Consider the following 18,902-nt stretch of genomic DNA (forward strand, 5'->3'; position numbering starts at 1 on the left):
CGAAAGGTCTCTTTTTTTATGCATAAAAACAAAATCGAGGGTTTAATAAGATAACAACAAATAAAAGTGTAATAGCTTTACGAGGAGAAAGTGTTTGAATCCGATGAATTGAGAAAATTGAGAAGTGAGTTTAGTTGAGCTAAAAGAACAAGCAATTTTAGAAAATGAGGAAGGAAGCGAGCGCTTGTCTCGAAGTAAAGTAAGTTTCTTAGCGCCGGTGGTAGCAGATTTACGTTCCGCTAGAGAAAGAGTTATACCTTAACGAATAGAAAGTTAAAGTATTGAGTTACTTTACTTAGTTAAATCGCTTGTCTACACTGTAATTAAAGGAGTGCCAAGAATGATAATTAGAGCTTTAGAAGAAACAGACTTACAATTTGTACATCATTTAAATAACGAATATACGATTATGTCTTATTGGTTTGAAGAACCGTATGAATCATTAAGTGAGTTAAAAACGTTATATCAAAAGCATATTTTAGATGAATCAGAGAGAAGATTCATTATTGAAGATGATCACACGTCTATCGGTGTTGTAGAATTAGTGGAAATTAACTTTGTACATAGAAATTGTGAAATTCAAATTATTATAGATTCACAATTTGGAAATAAAGGGTATGCTAAAAAAGCATTTAAAATGGCAGTTGATTACGCCTTTTTAGTCTTGAACCTGAATAAAGTTTATTTATATGTGGATGTGAATAATGAAAAAGCAGTGCACATATATAAAAAAGCAGGTTTCATTATAGAAGGTGAATTAAAAGAACATTTTTATACTCAAGGAAAGTATAAAGATTGTTATGTCATGGGACTATTGAAAGCAAAGTGGATTGAGCAACGCGATGGCAATGATGATTTATCGTAAGTGCACTAAATAATTAGAAAGTGTGTATAATATGGAACTTCCAATTTTTCATAAATTATCTCAATTGGTAAATGAAAATGCTATTTCTTTACATGTACCTGGTCACAAAAATGGAACAATCGGTAATGTAAAAAATTTGGACTTTAAGATGGATATGACTGAAATTACGGGACTTGATGATTTGCATCACCCAGAAGATATCATATTAAAAAGTATGCAACATATTCATAAGCAACCGGATTATGACGCATATTTCTTAATTAACGGAACAACCTCAGGAATTTTATCAGTGATACAGTCATTTTCAAAATTAAAAGGGAATTATTTGATTAGTCGTAATGTGCACAAATCAGTCTTTCATGGATTGGACATTGTACAGCAACCTGCTGATATAATAGCAATGACTAAGAGTAATAATAGTAGTCAATATTTAGGTCCGGACACACAAAGTATGACATTTAATAATCAGAAGTTAGCTATTGTAACCTATCCAAACTATTATGGTGAATGCTTTGATATCAAAGCATTTGTAGATAGAGCACATCGTGAAGCGATACCAGTATTAGTTGATGAGGCACATGGTGCACATTTTAATTTAAAAAACTTTCCAAAATCTGCACTTGAAAGTGGCGCGGATTATGTTGTGCAGTCTTATCACAAGACATTGCCCGCACTCACGATGGGATCTATATTGTTTATTCATAAAGATGCGCCATTGAAAGATGAAATAGTGCGATATCTAGGATACTATCAGACTTCTAGTCCTTCATATTTAGTGATGGCCAGTCTTGAGCTAGCACATCAATTTTATGTTGATTACGATAGTACGCTATTTTTTGAGAAAAGAAAGCAACTTATTGATACGCTAAATATGATTGGATTAACTACTATTTGTGTAAGTGATCCTTTAAAATTATTAATTCAGTATCAAGGGTATTCTGGATTTGAAATACAAACATGGTTTGAACAAATGGGTATATACATTGAATTAGCTGACGACAAGCAAGTTTTATTTGTATTGCCGTTATGGCATGAGGACGATAAGTATCCATTTGAAACACTATTAAACAAAATCACTAAAATCAATCTACCATGTCCTTTGTCAACTAAACAATCAACATCAATACATATACCGTTAGATGAAGGTACATACTTCCCACAAGATAGTGGTAACGTAACATGGGTTGATATTGATCAATCGATAGGTAAGATATTAGCAATGCACATCATACCATATCCGCCGGGTATCCCTGTTTATTTAAAAGGGGAAAGAATAACCCAAAATATGATAAAATTAATGCGAGAATATCTTCAAAAAGGCGATAGAGTTGAAGGTATAAGACAAGAAAAAATATTAGTTAAGGATGAATAAAATGTCGGCGTTTATAACATTCGAGGGTCCTGAAGGTTCAGGTAAGACAACTGTATTGCAACGTGTGTCTGAAAAGTTAGCTCAGGATTATCAGTTGATTGCTACTAGAGAACCTGGAGGAGTACCAACTGGTGAAGAAATACGTAAGGTAGTATTAGAAGGGGAAAATATGGACATACGTACAGAAGCAATGTTGTTTGCTGCTTCTAGAAGAGAACACCTAGTAGAAAAAGTTGTGCCCGCGTTAAATGATAATAAAATTGTCTTATGTGATAGATATATTGATAGTTCTCTTGCATATCAAGGTTATGCAAGGGGTATAGGTATTGAAGAAGTGAAGCAATTAAATGATTTTGCAATAAATGGTCTTTATCCAAATTTAACCATTTATTTAGATATTACGGCAGAAGTCGGTAGAGATAGAATACTTAAAAATCAACGAGATCAAAATCGGCTTGATAAAGAAGATATTGCATTTCACGAGAAGGTGATTGAAGGATATCGACAAATCATTCAAGAAACACCTCAGCGTTTTGCAGTGGTAGATGCGACACGTAATATTGATGATGTAGTCAATGAAACTTATGAGATAATCTTAAATTTTTTAAAATAATTATGATATAATAACAAGAAGAGGTGTTTTAAAATGAAAATGATTATAGCGATCGTTCAAGATCAGGATAGTCAAGAACTTTCAGACCAACTCGTGAAAAATAACTTTAGAGCTACAAAATTAGCAACTACTGGTGGATTTTTAAGAGCAGGTAACACTACTTTCTTATGTGGTGTAGATGATGACCGTGTAGATGATATTTTATCAGTCATTGATCATACTTGCGGTAATAGAGATCAACTTGTTTCACCAATGACACCAATGGGAGGTAGTGCAGATTCTTACATACCATATCCTGTTGAAGTGGAAGTAGGTGGCGCTACAGTATTTGTAATGCCAGTCGAATCATTCCATAGATTTTAACATTTAAAAGTAATGAATAATGAAATTAAGACACCTTAGATGAATAAACAATATTCGAGGTTGGGACGTTATGGCTTATGCTCTGGAACACTGATAGACGGTGTTTGAAGGCAGATTTAGCAAACTTTTTTGCAACATGTTAAGTTGTAGAGAAACTCGATTCGACAAAATTTGAAATATAATTTTGCTAATCGGTAAGTTTGCATAAATTCTAAATGCTTTGGTCCTAACCTCTTTTATATTATAAAGTTGAATAAGGAGTAAGCAAGCATGGATGAACAACAAAAATTAGCGAATGCGTATCATTCAAATAAACTATCGCATGCCTACCTTTTTGAAGGTGATGATGCACAATCAATGAAGCATGTAGCGATGGAATTTGCAAAACTTATTCTATGTAATGGGAATCAGCAATGTGAAATGAAAGTTGAAACCTTCAACCAACCAGACTTCATGTATGTATCTTCTGAAGAAAATTCAATTAAGAAAGAGCAAATTGAGCAATTGGTACATCGTATGAATCAACTTCCTATTGAAGGAACACATAAAGTTTATATCATTGAAGATTTTGAAAAGCTTACTGTTCAAGGGGAAAATAGTATATTAAAGTTTTTAGAAGAACCACCTGAGAATACGATAGCCATTTTGTTATCAACGAAGCCAGAACAAATCTTAGATACAATTCATTCACGTTGTCAGCATGTTTATTTTAAACCAAGTGATAAACAAGACTTTATAGATAGATTAGTTGATGAAGATATTAATAGAGCTGTAGCTGAAATGCTAAGCACCTATACTACGCAACTAGAAACTGCAATAGATTTAAATGAAGAACATGATTTAGTTACACTTAGGAAAGTGATTTTACATTGGTGTGACTTATTATTAACGAATAGACCTATGGCATTAATTGGAATAATAGATTTATTAAAAAATGCGAAAAATCGTAAGTTACAATTACTAACGCTAGCAGCCGTTAACGCGTTTTTTGAGGATATTATGCATGCCAAAATAGGAATTGAACGAGATTTTACATACACAGATTTAAAAGGTAATATAGAAAAATATGCGAATCAGTTATCGCTAAACCAAGTTATAACAATGTACGACCAAATTACAGAAGCGCACAAAAAATTAATGCAAAATGTTAATCCGACGCTTGTATTTGAACAAATAGTAATCAAAGGTGTGAGTTAGAATGCCAAATATCGTAGGTGTACAATTTCAGAAAGCAGGGAAATTGGAATATTATGCGCCTAATGATTTAGACGTAAATGTAGATGATTGGGTTGTTGTCGAATCTAAAAGAGGCATTGAAATTGGAAGTGTAAAGTTTCCACCTAAAGATGTTGAAGATGGTGATGTCACATTACCTTTAAAAGAAATTATACGCGTTGCTACAGAGCAAGATATCGAAACGTATTATCAAAATGATGAAGATGCCACTAATGCATTACAATTATGTAAAGACTTAGTTAAAGAACAGGAACTGGATATGCGATTAGTTAATTGTGAATATACATTAGATAAATCAAAAGTAATTTTTAATTTTACAGCAGATGATCGTATTGATTTTCGTAAACTCGTAAAACATTTAGCACAAAATTTAAAGACACGTATCGAATTAAGACAAATCGGTGTTCGAGATGAAGCCAAATTACTAGGTGGTATCGGTCCATGTGGTCGTTCACTATGTTGTGCCACATTTTTAGGGGATTTTGAACCGGTTTCAATTAAAATGGCTAAAGATCAAAATCTGTCATTAAATCCTACTAAAATTTCTGGTGCTTGTGGTCGATTGATGTGTTGTTTAAAATATGAAAATGATTTTTATGAAGAGGCAAGAGCACAGTTGCCTGATTTAGGGGATAAAATTGTGACACCTGAAGGCAAAGGACAAGTCATTGGGTTAAATATTCTAGATATTTCAATGCAAGTTAAAATCGATGGTTTAGAACAGCCGTTAGAATATAAAATGGAAGAATTAGAAGCTTTTAATTAAGGAGGCACGTTACTTTTGAATCGCAATGACTTATTTGAAAAAATTGTAAAACTTGAAAGTAATGTTAATCAATTAAATCAGGAAATGAGTGAACTGAAAGCATTATCTATCCAACTTATTGAAGAAAATGTTGCCTTACAAGTTGAAAATGATAATTTAAAATCATTGATGGCTAAGAGTGAACAAGATGTTGAAGATGTCAAAGTTACCAATCGTATTGAAAAAGACAACAAGCCAATGAGTAAGGAAAGAGATAATAAAAGTTCAATTAAACATGTTAAGAAACCATTGCCAAGTAAGGATAACTTAGCAGTATTATATAGCGAAGGATTTCATATTTGTAATGGAGAATTATTTGGTAAACACCGATATGGTGAGGATTGTTTACTATGTATGAATGTATTAAATAGTTAGACCATTGGTCAGTTGATATTGCCAGTGGATTGACAGTACGTCGCAAATGTAAAGTGAAATTGATTAAAGCGTACGCTAATGATTAGAGATGGATTTCAACACTTTGAAATATAACGATGTGTTGTAAAGACATCTCTTTTTTAGGAGAAAAAAGATTATGTTAAAAGCTAATGAGCGTATTGATGACTTATTTAAAGAAAATTTGAAAATTATACAAAATGACGATGTTTTTTCATTTTCAACAGATGCTTTATTGTTAGGGCATTTTACCGAAGTGAGGAAGAATGACAAAATATTAGACCTTTGCGCGGGAAATGGTGTGATTGCACTCTTGTTATCAGCTAAAGGATCGCAAACAATTGAGAGTATCGAGATACAAGAACAATTGGCTGATATGGCTCGTCGTAGCTTCGAATATAACGATTTAACGAATCGATTATTAATGCATCACATGGATTTAAAAGATGTGTACCAAAACTTTAAACCATCTCAATATACGTTAGTCACGTGTAATCCTCCTTATTTTAAAAGCAATCAACGTCATCAACATCAAAAAGAGGCGCATAAGATTGCGAGACATGAGATTATGTGTACATTAGAGGATTGTATGTTGGCTGCGCGTCATTTATTAAAGCAAGGTGGTCGACTTATGATGGTTCATCGAGCTGAAAGGTTAATGGATGTCTTAACTGAGATGCGCAAAGCCACTATTGAACCGAAACGAGTGGTTTTTATTTATAGTAAAATTGATAAATCGGCTGTTACGATTGTAGTAGAGGGACGCAAAAACGGTAACCAGGGATTAACCATTGCACCACCATTTTACATCTATAACAATCAGGGTGACTACACTAATGAAATGAAAGAGGTGTATTATGGCTAAACATTATGTTTATATAGTTAAATGCAAAGATAATTCATTATATACGGGTTATACTACCAATGTAGAGGCACGTATTGCGACGCATAATGCAGGAAAAGGGGCTAAATATACTAAAACAAGACGTCCGGTAGTGTTAGTTTATCAAGAAATGTTTAGTTCAAAATCAGAAGCAATGCGAAGAGAGTATGAAATTAAAACATATAGCAGACAACAAAAATTAAAAATGATTGAGGAGCGTTAAATATGGCGACATTATATTTAGTGGGAACGCCTATAGGAAATCTAGGTGATATTACATTTCGTGCAATTGAAACTTTAAATAATGCTGATTTTATAGCTTGTGAAGATACACGAGTGACCAAAAAGCTTTGCAATCATTATGATATTCAAACACCGCTCAAATCATATCATGAACATAATAAGTCACAGCAAACTGAGTATTTAATTGACTTGTTAAATGAAGGTTACAATATCGCTTTAGTGTCAGATGCAGGTTTACCTTTAATAAGCGATCCGGGTTATGAGTTGGTCGTTGCAGCCCACAGTTATGACATTCATGTAGAAACCGTGCCTGGTCCTAATGCAGGTTTAACTGCACTAATGGCAAGTGGCCTACCATCCTATACGTATACATTTTTAGGCTTTTTACCTAGAAAAGAAAAAGATAAAGTAGCAGTATTGCAGGAACGAATGTTTCAAGATAGCACATTAATTATTTATGAGTCACCATTCCGTGTTGTTGAAACGTTAAAAGCCATTTCCAAAGTTGATGATACTAGACGTGTTGCAGTGGGTCGTGAATTAACTAAAAAGTTTGAACAAATTGTGATGCAAGAAGTTGGGCACTTAATAAATGCATTTCAAAACGATGAAATTATGCAAAAAGGTGAATTTGTAATCTTGATTGAGGGCGCTAAGCCTCTTGAAACTGAACAATGGTTTCAATCACTTACCATTTCAGAGCATGTCGAACACTATATATCAGAACAAAATATTAAACCTAAAAAGGCGATTAAGTTAGTCGCAGAAGACCGTCATATGAAGACTGGAGAAGTTTATGACATATATCATGATGTCAATCAATGATGTGGCAATGAAACGTTGATTAATTAAATATTTTTCTGGGAAAATGGGCAATGAAAATCTTATGAAATACCCCATAAATTAATGAATTTATGGTAATGTTAATAGGATACGACATTAGAAAATTGATATGAGTTATAATAAGAAATAACTTAATATAAAAGGATATCGTGATGCGTTTAAGTATCAAAATCCATAATGAAAAAAATAACACGTATATATTATTATTTTGTAAACGATGAGGAGGACTATTGATGGCGAAAGAAACATTTTATATTACAACCCCAATTTATTATCCGAGTGGTAATTTGCATATCGGTCATGCATATTCAACAGTAGCTGGTGATGTGATTTCACGTTATAAACGTATGCAAGGTTATGATGTTCGTTACTTAACTGGTACAGATGAACATGGCCAAAAAATTCAAGAAAAAGCTCAAAAAGTAGGTAAAACTGAATTAGAATATTTAGATGAAATGATTAGTGGTATTAAAAGTCTTTGGAGTAAGTTAGAAATCTCTAATGATGACTTTATTCGTACTACAGAAGATCGTCATAAACAAGTAGTAGAAAAAGTTTTTGAGCGTCTTTTAAAACAAGGTGATATTTACCTTGGTGAGTATGAAGGGTGGTATTCAGTACCAGATGAAACATATTACACTGAATCGCAATTAGTAGATCCAATATATGAAAATGGCAAAATCGTTGGCGGAAAAAGCCCAGATTCAGGTCATGAGGTTGAGTTAGTTAAAGAGGAAAGCTATTTCTTTAATATTAATAAATACACAGATAGATTATTAGAATTTTATGATGCTAATCCAGATTTCATTCAACCGCCTTCAAGAAAAAATGAAATGATTAACAACTTTATTAAACCTGGTTTAGAAGATTTAGCTGTTTCACGTACATCATTTGACTGGGGCGTCAGAGTGCCATCCAATCCTAAACACGTTGTATACGTATGGATTGATGCGTTAGTAAACTATATTTCTGCATTAGGATACTTATCGGATGATGATGAATTATTCAAGAAATATTGGCCAGCAGATGTGCATTTAATGGCTAAGGAAATTGTACGTTTCCACTCAATTATTTGGCCAATTTTATTAATGGCGTTAGACTTACCGCTTCCTAAAAAAGTATTTGCACATGGTTGGATTCTGATGAAAGACGGTAAAATGAGTAAATCTAAAGGTAATGTGGTAGATCCTAACGTATTAATTGACCGCTATGGTCTTGATGCAACACGCTATTATTTAATGCGCGAACTACCATTTGGCTCTGATGGAGTATTCACTCCTGAAGCTTTTGTAGAGCGTACTAACTATGATTTAGCAAATGACTTAGGTAACTTAGTAAATCGTACAATCTCTATGATTAATAAGTATTTCCAAGGTGAACTGCCTGCATATGAAGGTCCTAAACATGAACTGGACGAAGATATGGAAGCATTAGCACATGAAACTGTGAAACATTTCAATGAAAGTATGGAAAGTTTCCAATTCTCTGTAGCTTTATCTACTGTATGGAAGTTTATTAGTCGTACGAATAAATATATCGATGAGACTACACCATGGGTATTAGCTAAGGATGATAGTCAAAAAGATATGCTTGGTAATGTCATGGCACATTTAGTTGAAAATATTCGATATGCTGCAGTATTACTACGTCCATTCTTAACACATGCGCCTAAAGAAATTTTCAAACAACTGAATATTAATGAACCTGAATTATTTGAATTAGAAAGTCTTGAACAATATGGTGCATTAAAACAACCGATTATGGTAACTGAGAAGCCAACACCAATCTTCCCACGTTTAGACACTGAAGCGGAAATTGCATATATTAAAGAATCAATGCAACCTCCAAAGTCTGAAGAATCTAAAGATGAAGTGGAAGAGCCAAGTAAAGCGCAAATTGATATTAAAGATTTTGATAAAGTTGAAATTAAAGCAGCAACAATTACTGATGCTGAAAACGTTCCAAAGTCTGATAAATTGTTAAAAATTCAAATTGACTTAGGTTCAGAGCAACGTCAAATTGTTTCTGGAATCGCTAAGTTTTATCGTCCAGAAGATATTATCGGAAAAAAAGTTGCAGTGGTCACTAACTTAAAACCTGCTAAATTAATGGGTCAAAAGTCAGAAGGCATGATTTTATCAGCTGAAAAAGATGGTGTCTTAACATTAGTTAGTTTACCAAGTGCAATTCCAAATGGTGCAGTTATTAAATAGTAATAAATTGTAAAATTAGGAGAGATAAAATGTTAATCGATACACATGTCCATTTAAATGATGAACAATATGCGGAAGATTTAACTGAAGTCATTTCTCGTGCGAGAGAAGCAGGCGTTGATCGCATGTTTGTCGTTGGTTTTGATACACCGACAATCGAACGTGCTATGGAACTGATTGATCAATATGATTTTATTTATGGAATTATAGGTTGGCATCCTGTTGATGCGATTGATTTTACAGATGAACGTTTACAATGGATTGAAGAGTTATCAAAGCATCCTAAAGTTATTGGTATTGGAGAAATGGGCTTAGATTATCATTGGGATAAATCTCCAGCTGAAGTTCAAAAAGACGTATTTAGAAAGCAAATTACTCTCGCTAAAAGAGTGGGCTTGCCTATCATTATTCATAATCGCGAAGCTACGCAAGATTGTGTAGATATCTTAATGGAAGAACATGCTGAAGAAGTAGGCGGAATTATGCATAGTTTCAGTGGTTCTCCTGAAATTGCAGATGTAGTTATTAATAAGCTGAACTTCCATATTTCTTTAGGTGGTCCAGTTACATTTAAGAATGCTAAGCAACCTAAAGAAGTCGCAAAACATGTACCTATGGATAGATTGTTAGTTGAAACAGATGCGCCTTATCTTTCACCTCATCCATATAGAGGTAAACGTAATGAACCAGAACGTGTGACTTTAGTTGCTGAACAAATTGCAGAATTACGTGGTATGTCATACGAAGATGTATGTCATCAAACTACGGAAAATGCTGAACGTTTATTTAAATTAAAATAATAATATATGTCTGAGAAAGATGTTAAACCGTGTCTGTCATGGTATGATTTTATAAACATGACACACGACATCTTTCTCATTTTTTATGTGATAAGTAGTTATAATATATGTGAAATGAATTTGAAAGGTAAGGATTTTTTATTATGAAAATCAATGAATTTATCGTAGTAGAAGGTAGAGATGACACAGAACGAGTAAAGTCGGCTGTTGAATGTGATACGATTGAAACAAATGGGAGTGCTATCAATAAAGAGACTTTAGCAGTCATCCAAAATGCACAAGAAACAAGAGGTGTTATCGTATTAACTGATCCTGACTTTCCCGGTGATAAAATACGTCACACGATTACAGAACACGTTTCAGGTGTTAAACATGCATATTTAGATAGAGAAAAGGCTAAAAATAAGCGTGGTAAAATCGGTGTTGAACATGCGCATCCAAAAGATATTAGAGACGCATTAATGCACGTCAGTTCTCCTTTTGAAGAAGCGGAAGAATCAATCGACAAAAGTGTTCTCATAGACTTAGGATTAATAATTGGTAAAGACGCACGTCGTAAAAGAGAAATACTAGGTCGTAAATTACACATCGGACATTCAAATGGCAAGCAACTGCTTAAGAAACTCAATGCATTTGGTTATACTGAATCGGATGTGCGCGAAGCATTATCTATGGAAAAGGAGAGTGAATAAAAGGTGGAGAGAAAAGATATTGCGACACCTTCTAGAACTAAGGCATTGTTAGATCAGTTTGGATTTAACTTTAAAAAAAGTTTAGGACAAAATTTCTTAGTAGATGTGAATATCATTCATAAAATTATAGATGCAAGTGAAATTGACGACAACACAGGTATTATTGAAGTTGGTCCCGGTATGGGTTCTTTAACAGAGCAATTAGCCAAAAGAGCTAAAAAGGTGATGTCATTTGAAATTGATCAACGACTTATACCTGTACTAAAAGAAACGCTAGCGCCATATGACAACGTAACGATAATTAACGAAGATATATTGAAAGCAGACATTGGTAAAGCGGTTAAAACATATTTGAATGATTGTGACAAAATCATGGTCGTAGCTAATTTACCATATTATATTACAACACCAATTTTATTGAATTTAATGCAACAAGATATTCCGATTGATGGTTATGTTGTTATGATGCAAAAAGAGGTTGGTGAACGTTTAAATGCCCAAGTAGGAACAAAGGCTTATGGTTCATTATCTATTGTTACACAGTACTATACAGAAACAAGTAAAGTGTTAACGGTTCCTAAAACAGTTTTCATGCCACCACCTAATGTAGATTCTATTGTTGTTAAATTAATGCAAAGAGAGACGCCACTCGTCAGCGTGGATGACGAAGAAACTTTCTTTAAATTAGCTAAAGCAGCTTTTGCGCAAAGACGTAAAACAATTAACAACAATTATCAGAATTTCTTTAAAGATGGAAAAAAGCATAGAAAAAGTATATTAAAATGGCTTGAACAAACAGGTATTGATCCTAAAAGACGTGGGGAAACGCTATCAATACAAGATTTTGCACGATTGTATGAAGAAAAGAAAAATTTCCCAGAATTAGAAAATTAAATTGTTGACAAAGCGCTACTACATTGATAAAATTTAAATTTTATTTGACATAACCTTGTAAAATATGGTATTATGTAACTTGTAGCGAGGTGGAGCAATATGCCAAAATCAATTTTGGACATCAAAAATTCTATTGATTGTCATTTAGGAAATCGTATTGTACTAAAAGCCAACGGTGGTCGTAAAAAAACAATCGAACGTTGCGGTGTTTTAAAAGAAACGTATCCTTCAGTATTCGTTGTTGAATTAGACCAAGATAAGCATAATTTTGAAAGAGTTTCGTATACATATACGGATGTTCTTACAGAGAACGTACAAGTTTCATTTGAAGAAGATAATCATCAAGAAGTAGTTGCACACTAATTTAGACATAAATATAGAGTGGTTTAGTGTATTACAACTCTATAAATTAAAATGTATTGGGTGTTGGGCTTATTAAGTTCAACACTCTTTTTTGTAGAAGATTAAGATATGCGTCGAACGTGAGACAGTGAATGCTTCTATCTTACTTCCAATCATTTTACTTAAAAATAATATAATTTCATTAGAAAACGTATATTAGTAGATTAAATTGATTGTTTTATTAAGATTTTACATAAATTTGTCATGTATCTATCAAATATTTTAAGTCTTTATGTTAAAATCATCTTATTACTATAGATGAAGAGAGGGCGGAAAAATGATATATGAAACGGCACCAGCCAAGATAAATTTGACGCTCGATACACTTTTCAAAAGAGATGATGGATATCATGAAATTGCAATGATTATGACGACAGTTGATCTGAACGATCGATTATCTTTCCAAAAAAGAAAAGATAAAAAAATCGTTGTTGATATTGAACATAACTATGTTCCAAATGATCATAAAAATTTGGCTTATCGTGCAGCACAATTGATGTTGGAAACCTATGATTTAAATGAAGGTGTCACCATTACTATAGATAAAGATATCCCCGTTTCTGCCGGTTTAGCAGGAGGATCAGCTGATGCAGCTGCTACGTTGCGTGGTATTAATCGTCTGTTTAATTTGGATAAATCTTTGCATGAACTAAGTGATTTGGGAATACAAATTGGAACAGACATTCCGTTTTGCATCTATAACAGAACTGCTGTATGCAAAGGTAGAGGTGAAAAGATACGCTTTTTAAAAAAGCCACCTTCAGCTTGGGTAGTTTTAGCGAAACCTAATTTAGGTATATCATCCGCGGATGTATTCAAGGCGTTAGATTTGGATGATGCATATCATGTAGATACAGAAATGTGCGAGAAGGCGATTGTTGAAGGTGATTATAAACAGTTATGTGAAAGCTTATCGAATCGTCTAGAACCAGTATCAATGTCAATGCATCCTGAAATTGAAAAAATAAAAAATAATATGTTGCAATGTGGTGCAGATGGCGCATTAATGAGTGGTAGTGGTCCAACCGTATATGGGCTTGCTCAAAAAGAAAGCCAAGCGAAAAAGATATATAATGCTGTTAATGGCTGCTGTAATGAAGTGTATTTAGTAAGATTATTAGGATAGAAGGGTTGAACAACAAATGAGGTATAAAAGAAGTGAACGTATCGTCTTTATGACACAGTATTTAATGAATCATCCAAATCAGTTAATACCTTTAACTTTTTTTGTGAAAAAATTTAAACAAGCGAAGTCTTCAATTAGTGAAGATGTTCAAATTATTAAGAATACCTTCCAAAAAGAAAAACTAGGTACAGTTATTACGACTGCAGGTGCTAGTGGTGGTGTAACTTACAAACCAATGATGAGTAAAGAAGAGGCTTCGGAAATTGTTGAAGAAGTTATTGAACTACTTCAAGAAAAAGAACGATTATTACCTGGTGGATATCTTTTCTTATCAGATTTAGTAGGTAACCCTTCTTTACTTAATAAAGTTGGTAAATTAATTGCTAGCATTTATATGGAAGAAGATCTTGATGCGGTTGTAACAATCGCTACAAAAGGGATATCGCTTGCTAATGCGGTAGCTAACGTATTAAATTTACCTGTAGTAGTAATTAGAAAAGACAATAAAGTTACTGAGGGATCTACTGTATCGATTAACTACGTGTCTGGCTCTTCACGTAAGATCGAAACAATGGTGCTTTCTAAACGTACATTAGCTGAAAATTCTAATGTACTTGTCGTGGATGATTTTATGAGAGCAGGAGGTTCAATCAACGGTGTCATGAATCTTATGAATGAGTTTAAGGCACAAGTTAAAGGGGTATCTGTACTTGTAGAATCAAAAGAAGTTAAACAAAGATTGATTGAGGATTATACTTCTTTAGTTAAATTATCTGATGTTGATGAATACAATCAGGAATTTAAAGTAGAACCTGGCAATAGTTTGTCTAAATTTTCTTAAAAGGAGTTTATTACATCATGAAAACAATTAACACTAAAAAAGCACCAGAAGCTTTAGGACCATACTCACACGCTATGGTTGTGAATAATTTAGTATTCACATCTGGACAAATCCCATTAGATACTGAAGGGAATATTGTCAGTGATGATGTGAAAGAGCAAACAAAACAAGTGCTAGATAATTTGTCTGTCGTACTTGAAGAAGCTGGTTCGGATTTAAACTCAGTTGTGAAAGCAACCATTTTTATCTCCGACATGAATGAATTTCAACAAATAAATGAAGTCTATGGTAGTTATTTCAGTGAACATCAACCAGCGCGTAGTTGTGTTGAAGTTGCAAGATTACCTAAAGACGTTAAAGTTGAAATTGAAGTTGTAGGTAAAGTAAAAGGAATATAATTTCCTTGATTAAAGAATTGTCAAGCTTCTAACAAACAAAGATATATATATACTAGGGGGGCTCACTACATGAAAGTGACAGATGTTAGACTTAGAAAAATAGAAACAGATGGCAGAATGAAAGCACTTGTTTCAATTACATTAGACGAAGCTTTTGTAATTCACGATTTACGTGTAATTGAAGGGAACTCAGGTCTTTTCGTTGCCATGCCAAGTAAACGTACACCAGATGGTGAATTCCGTGATATCGCGCATCCAATCAACTCTGATATGAGACAAGAAATTCAAGATGCCGTTATGAAAGTATATGACGAAACAGATGAAGTTATTCCAGATAAAAATGCTTCATCAGAAGATTCAGACGAAGCTTAAATAAATCATACATTATGGCAGGTTCAGCATTTAAATTTGTTGAACCTGCTTTTTAAATATCAAGTGCGGTATAAAGCGTTTTACTAGTGAATACATATTTTGAAAAATTTAAATAGACTAAATTATAAAACCTTCTAAATCTTGAAACTCGAACTTGAGTTAAATTATAATAAATTAGAAGTGTAAAATTTATTGGAGGGTTACCACTCATGCAAAGAAATGCAGTAATATTAGCAGCTGGAAAAGGTACTAGAATGAAATCAAATAAATATAAAGTGCTACATAAAGTTGCTGGAAAATCAATGGTAGAACATGTGTTAACAAATGTTAAGAATGCTGGTGTTAACCAAATCGTGACAATTGTAGGTCATGGTGCTGATGACGTTAAAGAAACATTGGGGAACCAATCGTTATATAGCTATCAAGAAGAACAATTAGGAACAGCACATGCTGTAAAGATGGCTAACGAACATTTGAAAGAAGTGGAAGGTACAACTTTAGTTGTTTGTGGAGACACACCGCTCATTACAGCTCATACGTTACAAAAGTTAATTGAGCATCATGAAAGTACTCATGCGCAAGCGACAGTATTATCAGCAACTGCTCAGATTCCGTTTGGTTATGGGCGAATTGTTCGCGATGAACAACGTAGACTACAACGTATTGTTGAAGAAAAAGACGCGTCAGAAGCACAAAAAGCATTAACGGAAATTAGTTCTGGAATTTTTGCGTTCGATAATCGTGTTCTTTTCTCTAAATTAGAAGAAGTTAAAAATGATAATGCTCAAGGTGAATACTACTTGCCAGATGTGATCAGCTTAATCTTAGCTGATAATGGCGTCGCTGAAGTTTATCACACAGACGATTTTAATGAAATTATGGGTGTAAATGATCGTGTCATGTTAAGTAATGCGGAAAAGGCGTTGCAACAACGTATTAACATTGAGCATATGAGAAATGGTGTAACTATTATCGACCCTACAACTACATTTATTGGACCAGATGTCAAAATAGGTATGGATACAATTATTGAACCTGGTGTACGTATTAATGGTGAAACAGAAATAGGAGAAGAAGCTGTCATCGGTCAATACTCTGAAATCAACAATAGTCATATTGGCTCAAAAGTTGACATTAAACAATCAGTTATTAATGATTCAATCGTTGGTGATAAAACAAAAGTTGGACCATTCGCGCAACTAAGACCTGGTTCAAACTTAGGTTCAGATGTAAAAGTGGGTAACTTTGTCGAAGTGAAAAAAGCAGATCTTAAAGATGGGGCTAAAGTATCTCACTTAAGTTATATTGGAGATGCTGAAATCGGTGAACGTACAAACATTGGTTGTGGTTCAATCACAGTAAATTATGATGGTGTTAATAAATTTAAAACGGTTGTAGGTAAAGATGCATTTATTGGATGTAATACTAACTTAGTGGCACCTGTAACTGTTGGTGACGGTGTGTTAATCGCTGCAGGTTCAACAATTACCGACAACGTCCCTAATGAAAGTTTAGCCCTTGCGCGTGCCCGTCAAACCACAAAAGAAGGATATCTCAAAAAATAATTTTTTGATAAAATTTGGTATCTCTTTTCCACAATTTTTTTGTTGAACATAGTAAAAGCGATTAATTTTTTATATAATGAAAGTGTCTAAGTTAAAAATTGGAGGACTATAAATGTTAAATAATGAATACAAAAATTCATCTTTAAAGATTTTCTCTTTAAAAGGAAATGAGCCATTAGCACAAGAGGTAGCTGATCGAGTAGGGATTGAATTAGGGAAATGTTCTGTTAAACGCTTTAGCGATGGAGAAATTCAAATCAATATTGAAGAAAGTATTCGTGGATGTGATGTTTTCATTATCCAACCAACTTCAAATCCGGTTAATTTACACTTGATGGAGTTATTGATCATGATTGATGCTTGTAAGCGTGCATCAGCAGCTAATATCAATATTGTGGTTCCATATTATGGCTATGCACGTCAAGATAGAAAAGCACGTAGCCGTGAACCTATTACAGCTAAGTTAGTAGCTAACTTAATTGAAACAGCTGGTGCTAATCGCATGATTGCATTAGATTTACATGCACCACAAATTCAAGGATTCTTTGATATTCCAATTGACCATTTAATGGGTGTACCAATCATTGGTCAACATTTTGAGAATGACCCTAACATTGACCCAGAAGAATGTGTCGTAGTATCACCGGACCACGGTGGCGTTACACGCGCACGTAAACTTGCTGACATTTTAAAAACTCCGATTGCAATTATTGATAAACGACGTCCTAAACCAAACGTAGCAGAAGTAATGAATATTGTTGGTGAAATTGAAGGACGCACTGCGATTATTATTGATGACATTATCGATACAGCAGGAACAATCACTTTAGCTGCACAAGCTTTAAAAGATAAAGGTGCTAAAGATGTGTATGCTTGTTGTACACACCCAGTTTTATCAGGTCCTGCTAAGGAGCGTATCGAGAATTCAGCAATTAAAGAATTAATCGTTACAAATTCAATCTTATTAGATGACACACGTAAACCGTCAAACACTAAAGAATTATCAGTAGCTGGATTACTTGCTCAAGCAATTATTCGAGTATATGAACGTGAATCAGTAAGTGTATTATTTGACTAAAGTTTACAATTGCGTTTGACTTATACATTTCAACCGTGTATAATACATTCGTTCGTGGTTTTACGAACTAATAAACACTTGCAAGCAACTTATAAAGTTGATGGGTAAGTGAAGGGCAGTCCAGAACTTTATATTCTCACGATAATAAGTATCTAGACTTGAAAATGAAAGGTGGAAATACGAATGGCTTCATTAAAGTCAATCATCCGTCAAGGTAAACAAACACGTTCTGACCTTAAAAAATTACGTAATACAGGTAAAGTACCTGCAGTAGTTTATGGTTATGGTACTAAAAATACTTCAGTTAAAGTTGATGAAGTTGAATTCATCAAAGTTATCCGTGAAGTAGGACGTAACGGTGTTATCGATTTAGGCGTTGGTTCTAAATCAATCAAAGTTATGGTGTCAGATTATCAATTTGACCCACTTAAAAACCAAATTACACACATCGACTTCTTAGCAATCAACATGACTGAAGAACGTACTGTTGATGTACCAGTTCATTTAGTAGGTGAAGCTGCTGGTGCTAAAGAAGGTGGCGTAGTTGAACAACCATTATTCGACTTACAAGTTACAGCAACTCCAGAAAATATCCCTGAATCAATTGAAGTTGACATTACTGAATTAGAAGTTAATGACAGCTACTCAGTTTCAGATATTAAAGTTTCTGGCGATTTCACAATTGAAAACGACCCAGAAGAATCTGTTGTAACAGTAGTTCCTCCAACTGATGAACCTACTGAAGAAGAAGTTGAAGCTATGGAAGGTGAAGCAGCAACTGAAGAACCTGAAGTAGTTGGTGAAGAAAAAGAAGAAGATAGCGAAGAAGAAAATAAAGACGAAGAATAATTCGTTGATTGTTATCTTTATGGGAGTGGAACATGAATTCTTAATGAATTCTGTTC

Annotated in this window: 23 protein-coding genes; all 23 read left to right on the top strand. The window is 33.7% G+C overall.

What is annotated here, in order from left to right:
* The first annotated feature begins 124 nt into the window (after positions 1 to 124).
* The 23 genes from HMPREF2715_RS12095 to HMPREF2715_RS08960 all read left to right on the top strand — a co-directional run bounded on the left by HMPREF2715_RS12095 (position 125) and on the right by HMPREF2715_RS08960 (position 18,846).
* On the top strand, positions 125 to 262 hold the full coding sequence (locus HMPREF2715_RS12095; RefSeq protein ID WP_154391941.1) for a hypothetical protein: 138 nt from the start codon (positions 125 to 127) through the stop codon (positions 260 to 262).
* A 78-nt stretch (positions 263 to 340) separates the two neighbouring features.
* The gene (locus HMPREF2715_RS08855; protein ID WP_070442680.1) at positions 341 to 865 is read left to right on the top strand and encodes a GNAT family N-acetyltransferase; all 525 of its coding nucleotides are present in this window, start codon (positions 341 to 343) and stop codon (positions 863 to 865) included.
* Positions 866 to 896: 31 nt separating this feature from the next.
* A complete protein-coding gene (locus tag HMPREF2715_RS08860; RefSeq protein ID WP_070631786.1) occupies positions 897 to 2,237 on the top strand; it encodes an aminotransferase class I/II-fold pyridoxal phosphate-dependent enzyme in 1,341 nt (446 codons plus the stop codon).
* A gap of 1 nt (position 2,238) precedes the next feature.
* Positions 2,239 to 2,850: a dTMP kinase gene (gene tmk / locus HMPREF2715_RS08865; protein ID WP_037552627.1), complete on the top strand. Its 612-nt coding sequence runs from the start codon at positions 2,239 to 2,241 to the stop codon at positions 2,848 to 2,850.
* Between the two features lie 33 nt (positions 2,851 to 2,883).
* Positions 2,884 to 3,213 (top strand): cyclic-di-AMP receptor, encoded by a 330-nt coding sequence (locus tag HMPREF2715_RS08870; RefSeq protein ID WP_011276778.1) that lies wholly within the window; start codon positions 2,884 to 2,886, stop codon positions 3,211 to 3,213.
* Positions 3,214 to 3,483: 270 nt separating this feature from the next.
* Positions 3,484 to 4,410, top strand: coding sequence for a DNA polymerase III subunit delta' C-terminal domain-containing protein (locus HMPREF2715_RS08875; protein WP_048668044.1), 927 nt, complete (start codon positions 3,484 to 3,486; stop codon positions 4,408 to 4,410).
* A gap of 1 nt (position 4,411) precedes the next feature.
* Positions 4,412 to 5,215: a PSP1 domain-containing protein gene (locus HMPREF2715_RS08880; protein ID WP_070631783.1), complete on the top strand. Its 804-nt coding sequence runs from the start codon at positions 4,412 to 4,414 to the stop codon at positions 5,213 to 5,215.
* Between the two features lie 15 nt (positions 5,216 to 5,230).
* Entirely contained in the window at positions 5,231 to 5,629 is a 399-nt protein-coding gene (gene yabA, locus HMPREF2715_RS08885) for a DNA replication initiation control protein YabA (RefSeq protein ID WP_053023635.1), read from the top strand.
* 157 nt (positions 5,630 to 5,786) lie between these two features.
* Positions 5,787 to 6,512 (top strand): tRNA1(Val) (adenine(37)-N6)-methyltransferase, encoded by a 726-nt coding sequence (locus tag HMPREF2715_RS08890; RefSeq protein WP_070839883.1) that lies wholly within the window; start codon positions 5,787 to 5,789, stop codon positions 6,510 to 6,512.
* The gene (locus HMPREF2715_RS08895; RefSeq protein WP_037536987.1) at positions 6,505 to 6,753 is read left to right on the top strand and encodes a GIY-YIG nuclease family protein; all 249 of its coding nucleotides are present in this window, start codon (positions 6,505 to 6,507) and stop codon (positions 6,751 to 6,753) included. The genes HMPREF2715_RS08890 and HMPREF2715_RS08895 overlap by 8 nt, the downstream gene beginning before the upstream one ends.
* Positions 6,754 to 6,755: 2 nt before the next feature.
* Positions 6,756 to 7,598 carry a 16S rRNA (cytidine(1402)-2'-O)-methyltransferase gene (gene rsmI, locus HMPREF2715_RS08900; RefSeq protein ID WP_070631780.1) on the top strand — a complete coding sequence of 281 codons (843 nt, stop codon included), beginning with the start codon at positions 6,756 to 6,758 and terminating at the stop codon, positions 7,596 to 7,598.
* 251 nt (positions 7,599 to 7,849) lie between these two features.
* Positions 7,850 to 9,829: a methionine--tRNA ligase gene (gene metG, locus HMPREF2715_RS08905; RefSeq protein WP_037552636.1), complete on the top strand. Its 1,980-nt coding sequence runs from the start codon at positions 7,850 to 7,852 to the stop codon at positions 9,827 to 9,829.
* Between the two features lie 29 nt (positions 9,830 to 9,858).
* Positions 9,859 to 10,629: a TatD family hydrolase gene (locus tag HMPREF2715_RS08910; protein WP_037552637.1), complete on the top strand. Its 771-nt coding sequence runs from the start codon at positions 9,859 to 9,861 to the stop codon at positions 10,627 to 10,629.
* 143 nt (positions 10,630 to 10,772) lie between these two features.
* Entirely contained in the window at positions 10,773 to 11,321 is a 549-nt protein-coding gene (gene rnmV / locus HMPREF2715_RS08915; protein WP_011276769.1) for a ribonuclease M5, read from the top strand.
* Between the two features lie 3 nt (positions 11,322 to 11,324).
* Positions 11,325 to 12,215, top strand: coding sequence for a 16S rRNA (adenine(1518)-N(6)/adenine(1519)-N(6))-dimethyltransferase RsmA (rsmA, locus tag HMPREF2715_RS08920; RefSeq protein ID WP_070442668.1), 891 nt, complete (start codon positions 11,325 to 11,327; stop codon positions 12,213 to 12,215).
* A gap of 99 nt (positions 12,216 to 12,314) precedes the next feature.
* A complete protein-coding gene (gene veg, locus HMPREF2715_RS08925; protein ID WP_011276767.1) occupies positions 12,315 to 12,578 on the top strand; it encodes a biofilm formation stimulator Veg in 264 nt (87 codons plus the stop codon).
* A gap of 316 nt (positions 12,579 to 12,894) precedes the next feature.
* Positions 12,895 to 13,743: a 4-(cytidine 5'-diphospho)-2-C-methyl-D-erythritol kinase gene (ispE, locus tag HMPREF2715_RS08930; protein WP_070582036.1), complete on the top strand. Its 849-nt coding sequence runs from the start codon at positions 12,895 to 12,897 to the stop codon at positions 13,741 to 13,743.
* A gap of 16 nt (positions 13,744 to 13,759) precedes the next feature.
* On the top strand, positions 13,760 to 14,584 hold the full coding sequence (purR, locus tag HMPREF2715_RS08935) for a pur operon repressor (protein WP_011276765.1): 825 nt from the start codon (positions 13,760 to 13,762) through the stop codon (positions 14,582 to 14,584).
* Between the two features lie 17 nt (positions 14,585 to 14,601).
* Positions 14,602 to 14,982 carry a RidA family protein gene (locus HMPREF2715_RS08940; protein WP_037552555.1) on the top strand — a complete coding sequence of 127 codons (381 nt, stop codon included), beginning with the start codon at positions 14,602 to 14,604 and terminating at the stop codon, positions 14,980 to 14,982.
* A 69-nt stretch (positions 14,983 to 15,051) separates the two neighbouring features.
* Positions 15,052 to 15,354, top strand: coding sequence for a septation regulator SpoVG (gene spoVG, locus HMPREF2715_RS08945; protein ID WP_037552552.1), 303 nt, complete (start codon positions 15,052 to 15,054; stop codon positions 15,352 to 15,354).
* Between the two features lie 209 nt (positions 15,355 to 15,563).
* Entirely contained in the window at positions 15,564 to 16,919 is a 1,356-nt protein-coding gene (gene glmU / locus HMPREF2715_RS08950; RefSeq protein ID WP_070582037.1) for a bifunctional UDP-N-acetylglucosamine diphosphorylase/glucosamine-1-phosphate N-acetyltransferase GlmU, read from the top strand.
* 112 nt (positions 16,920 to 17,031) lie between these two features.
* Positions 17,032 to 17,997 (top strand): ribose-phosphate diphosphokinase, encoded by a 966-nt coding sequence (locus tag HMPREF2715_RS08955; RefSeq protein ID WP_011276761.1) that lies wholly within the window; start codon positions 17,032 to 17,034, stop codon positions 17,995 to 17,997.
* Between the two features lie 183 nt (positions 17,998 to 18,180).
* Entirely contained in the window at positions 18,181 to 18,846 is a 666-nt protein-coding gene (locus HMPREF2715_RS08960) for a 50S ribosomal protein L25/general stress protein Ctc (RefSeq protein WP_011276760.1), read from the top strand.
* Positions 18,847 to 18,902 lie beyond the last annotated feature (56 nt).

The sequence above is a fragment of the Staphylococcus sp. HMSC062A01 genome (assembly GCF_001836805.1).
GTDB lineage: Bacteria > Bacillota > Bacilli > Staphylococcales > Staphylococcaceae > Staphylococcus > Staphylococcus haemolyticus.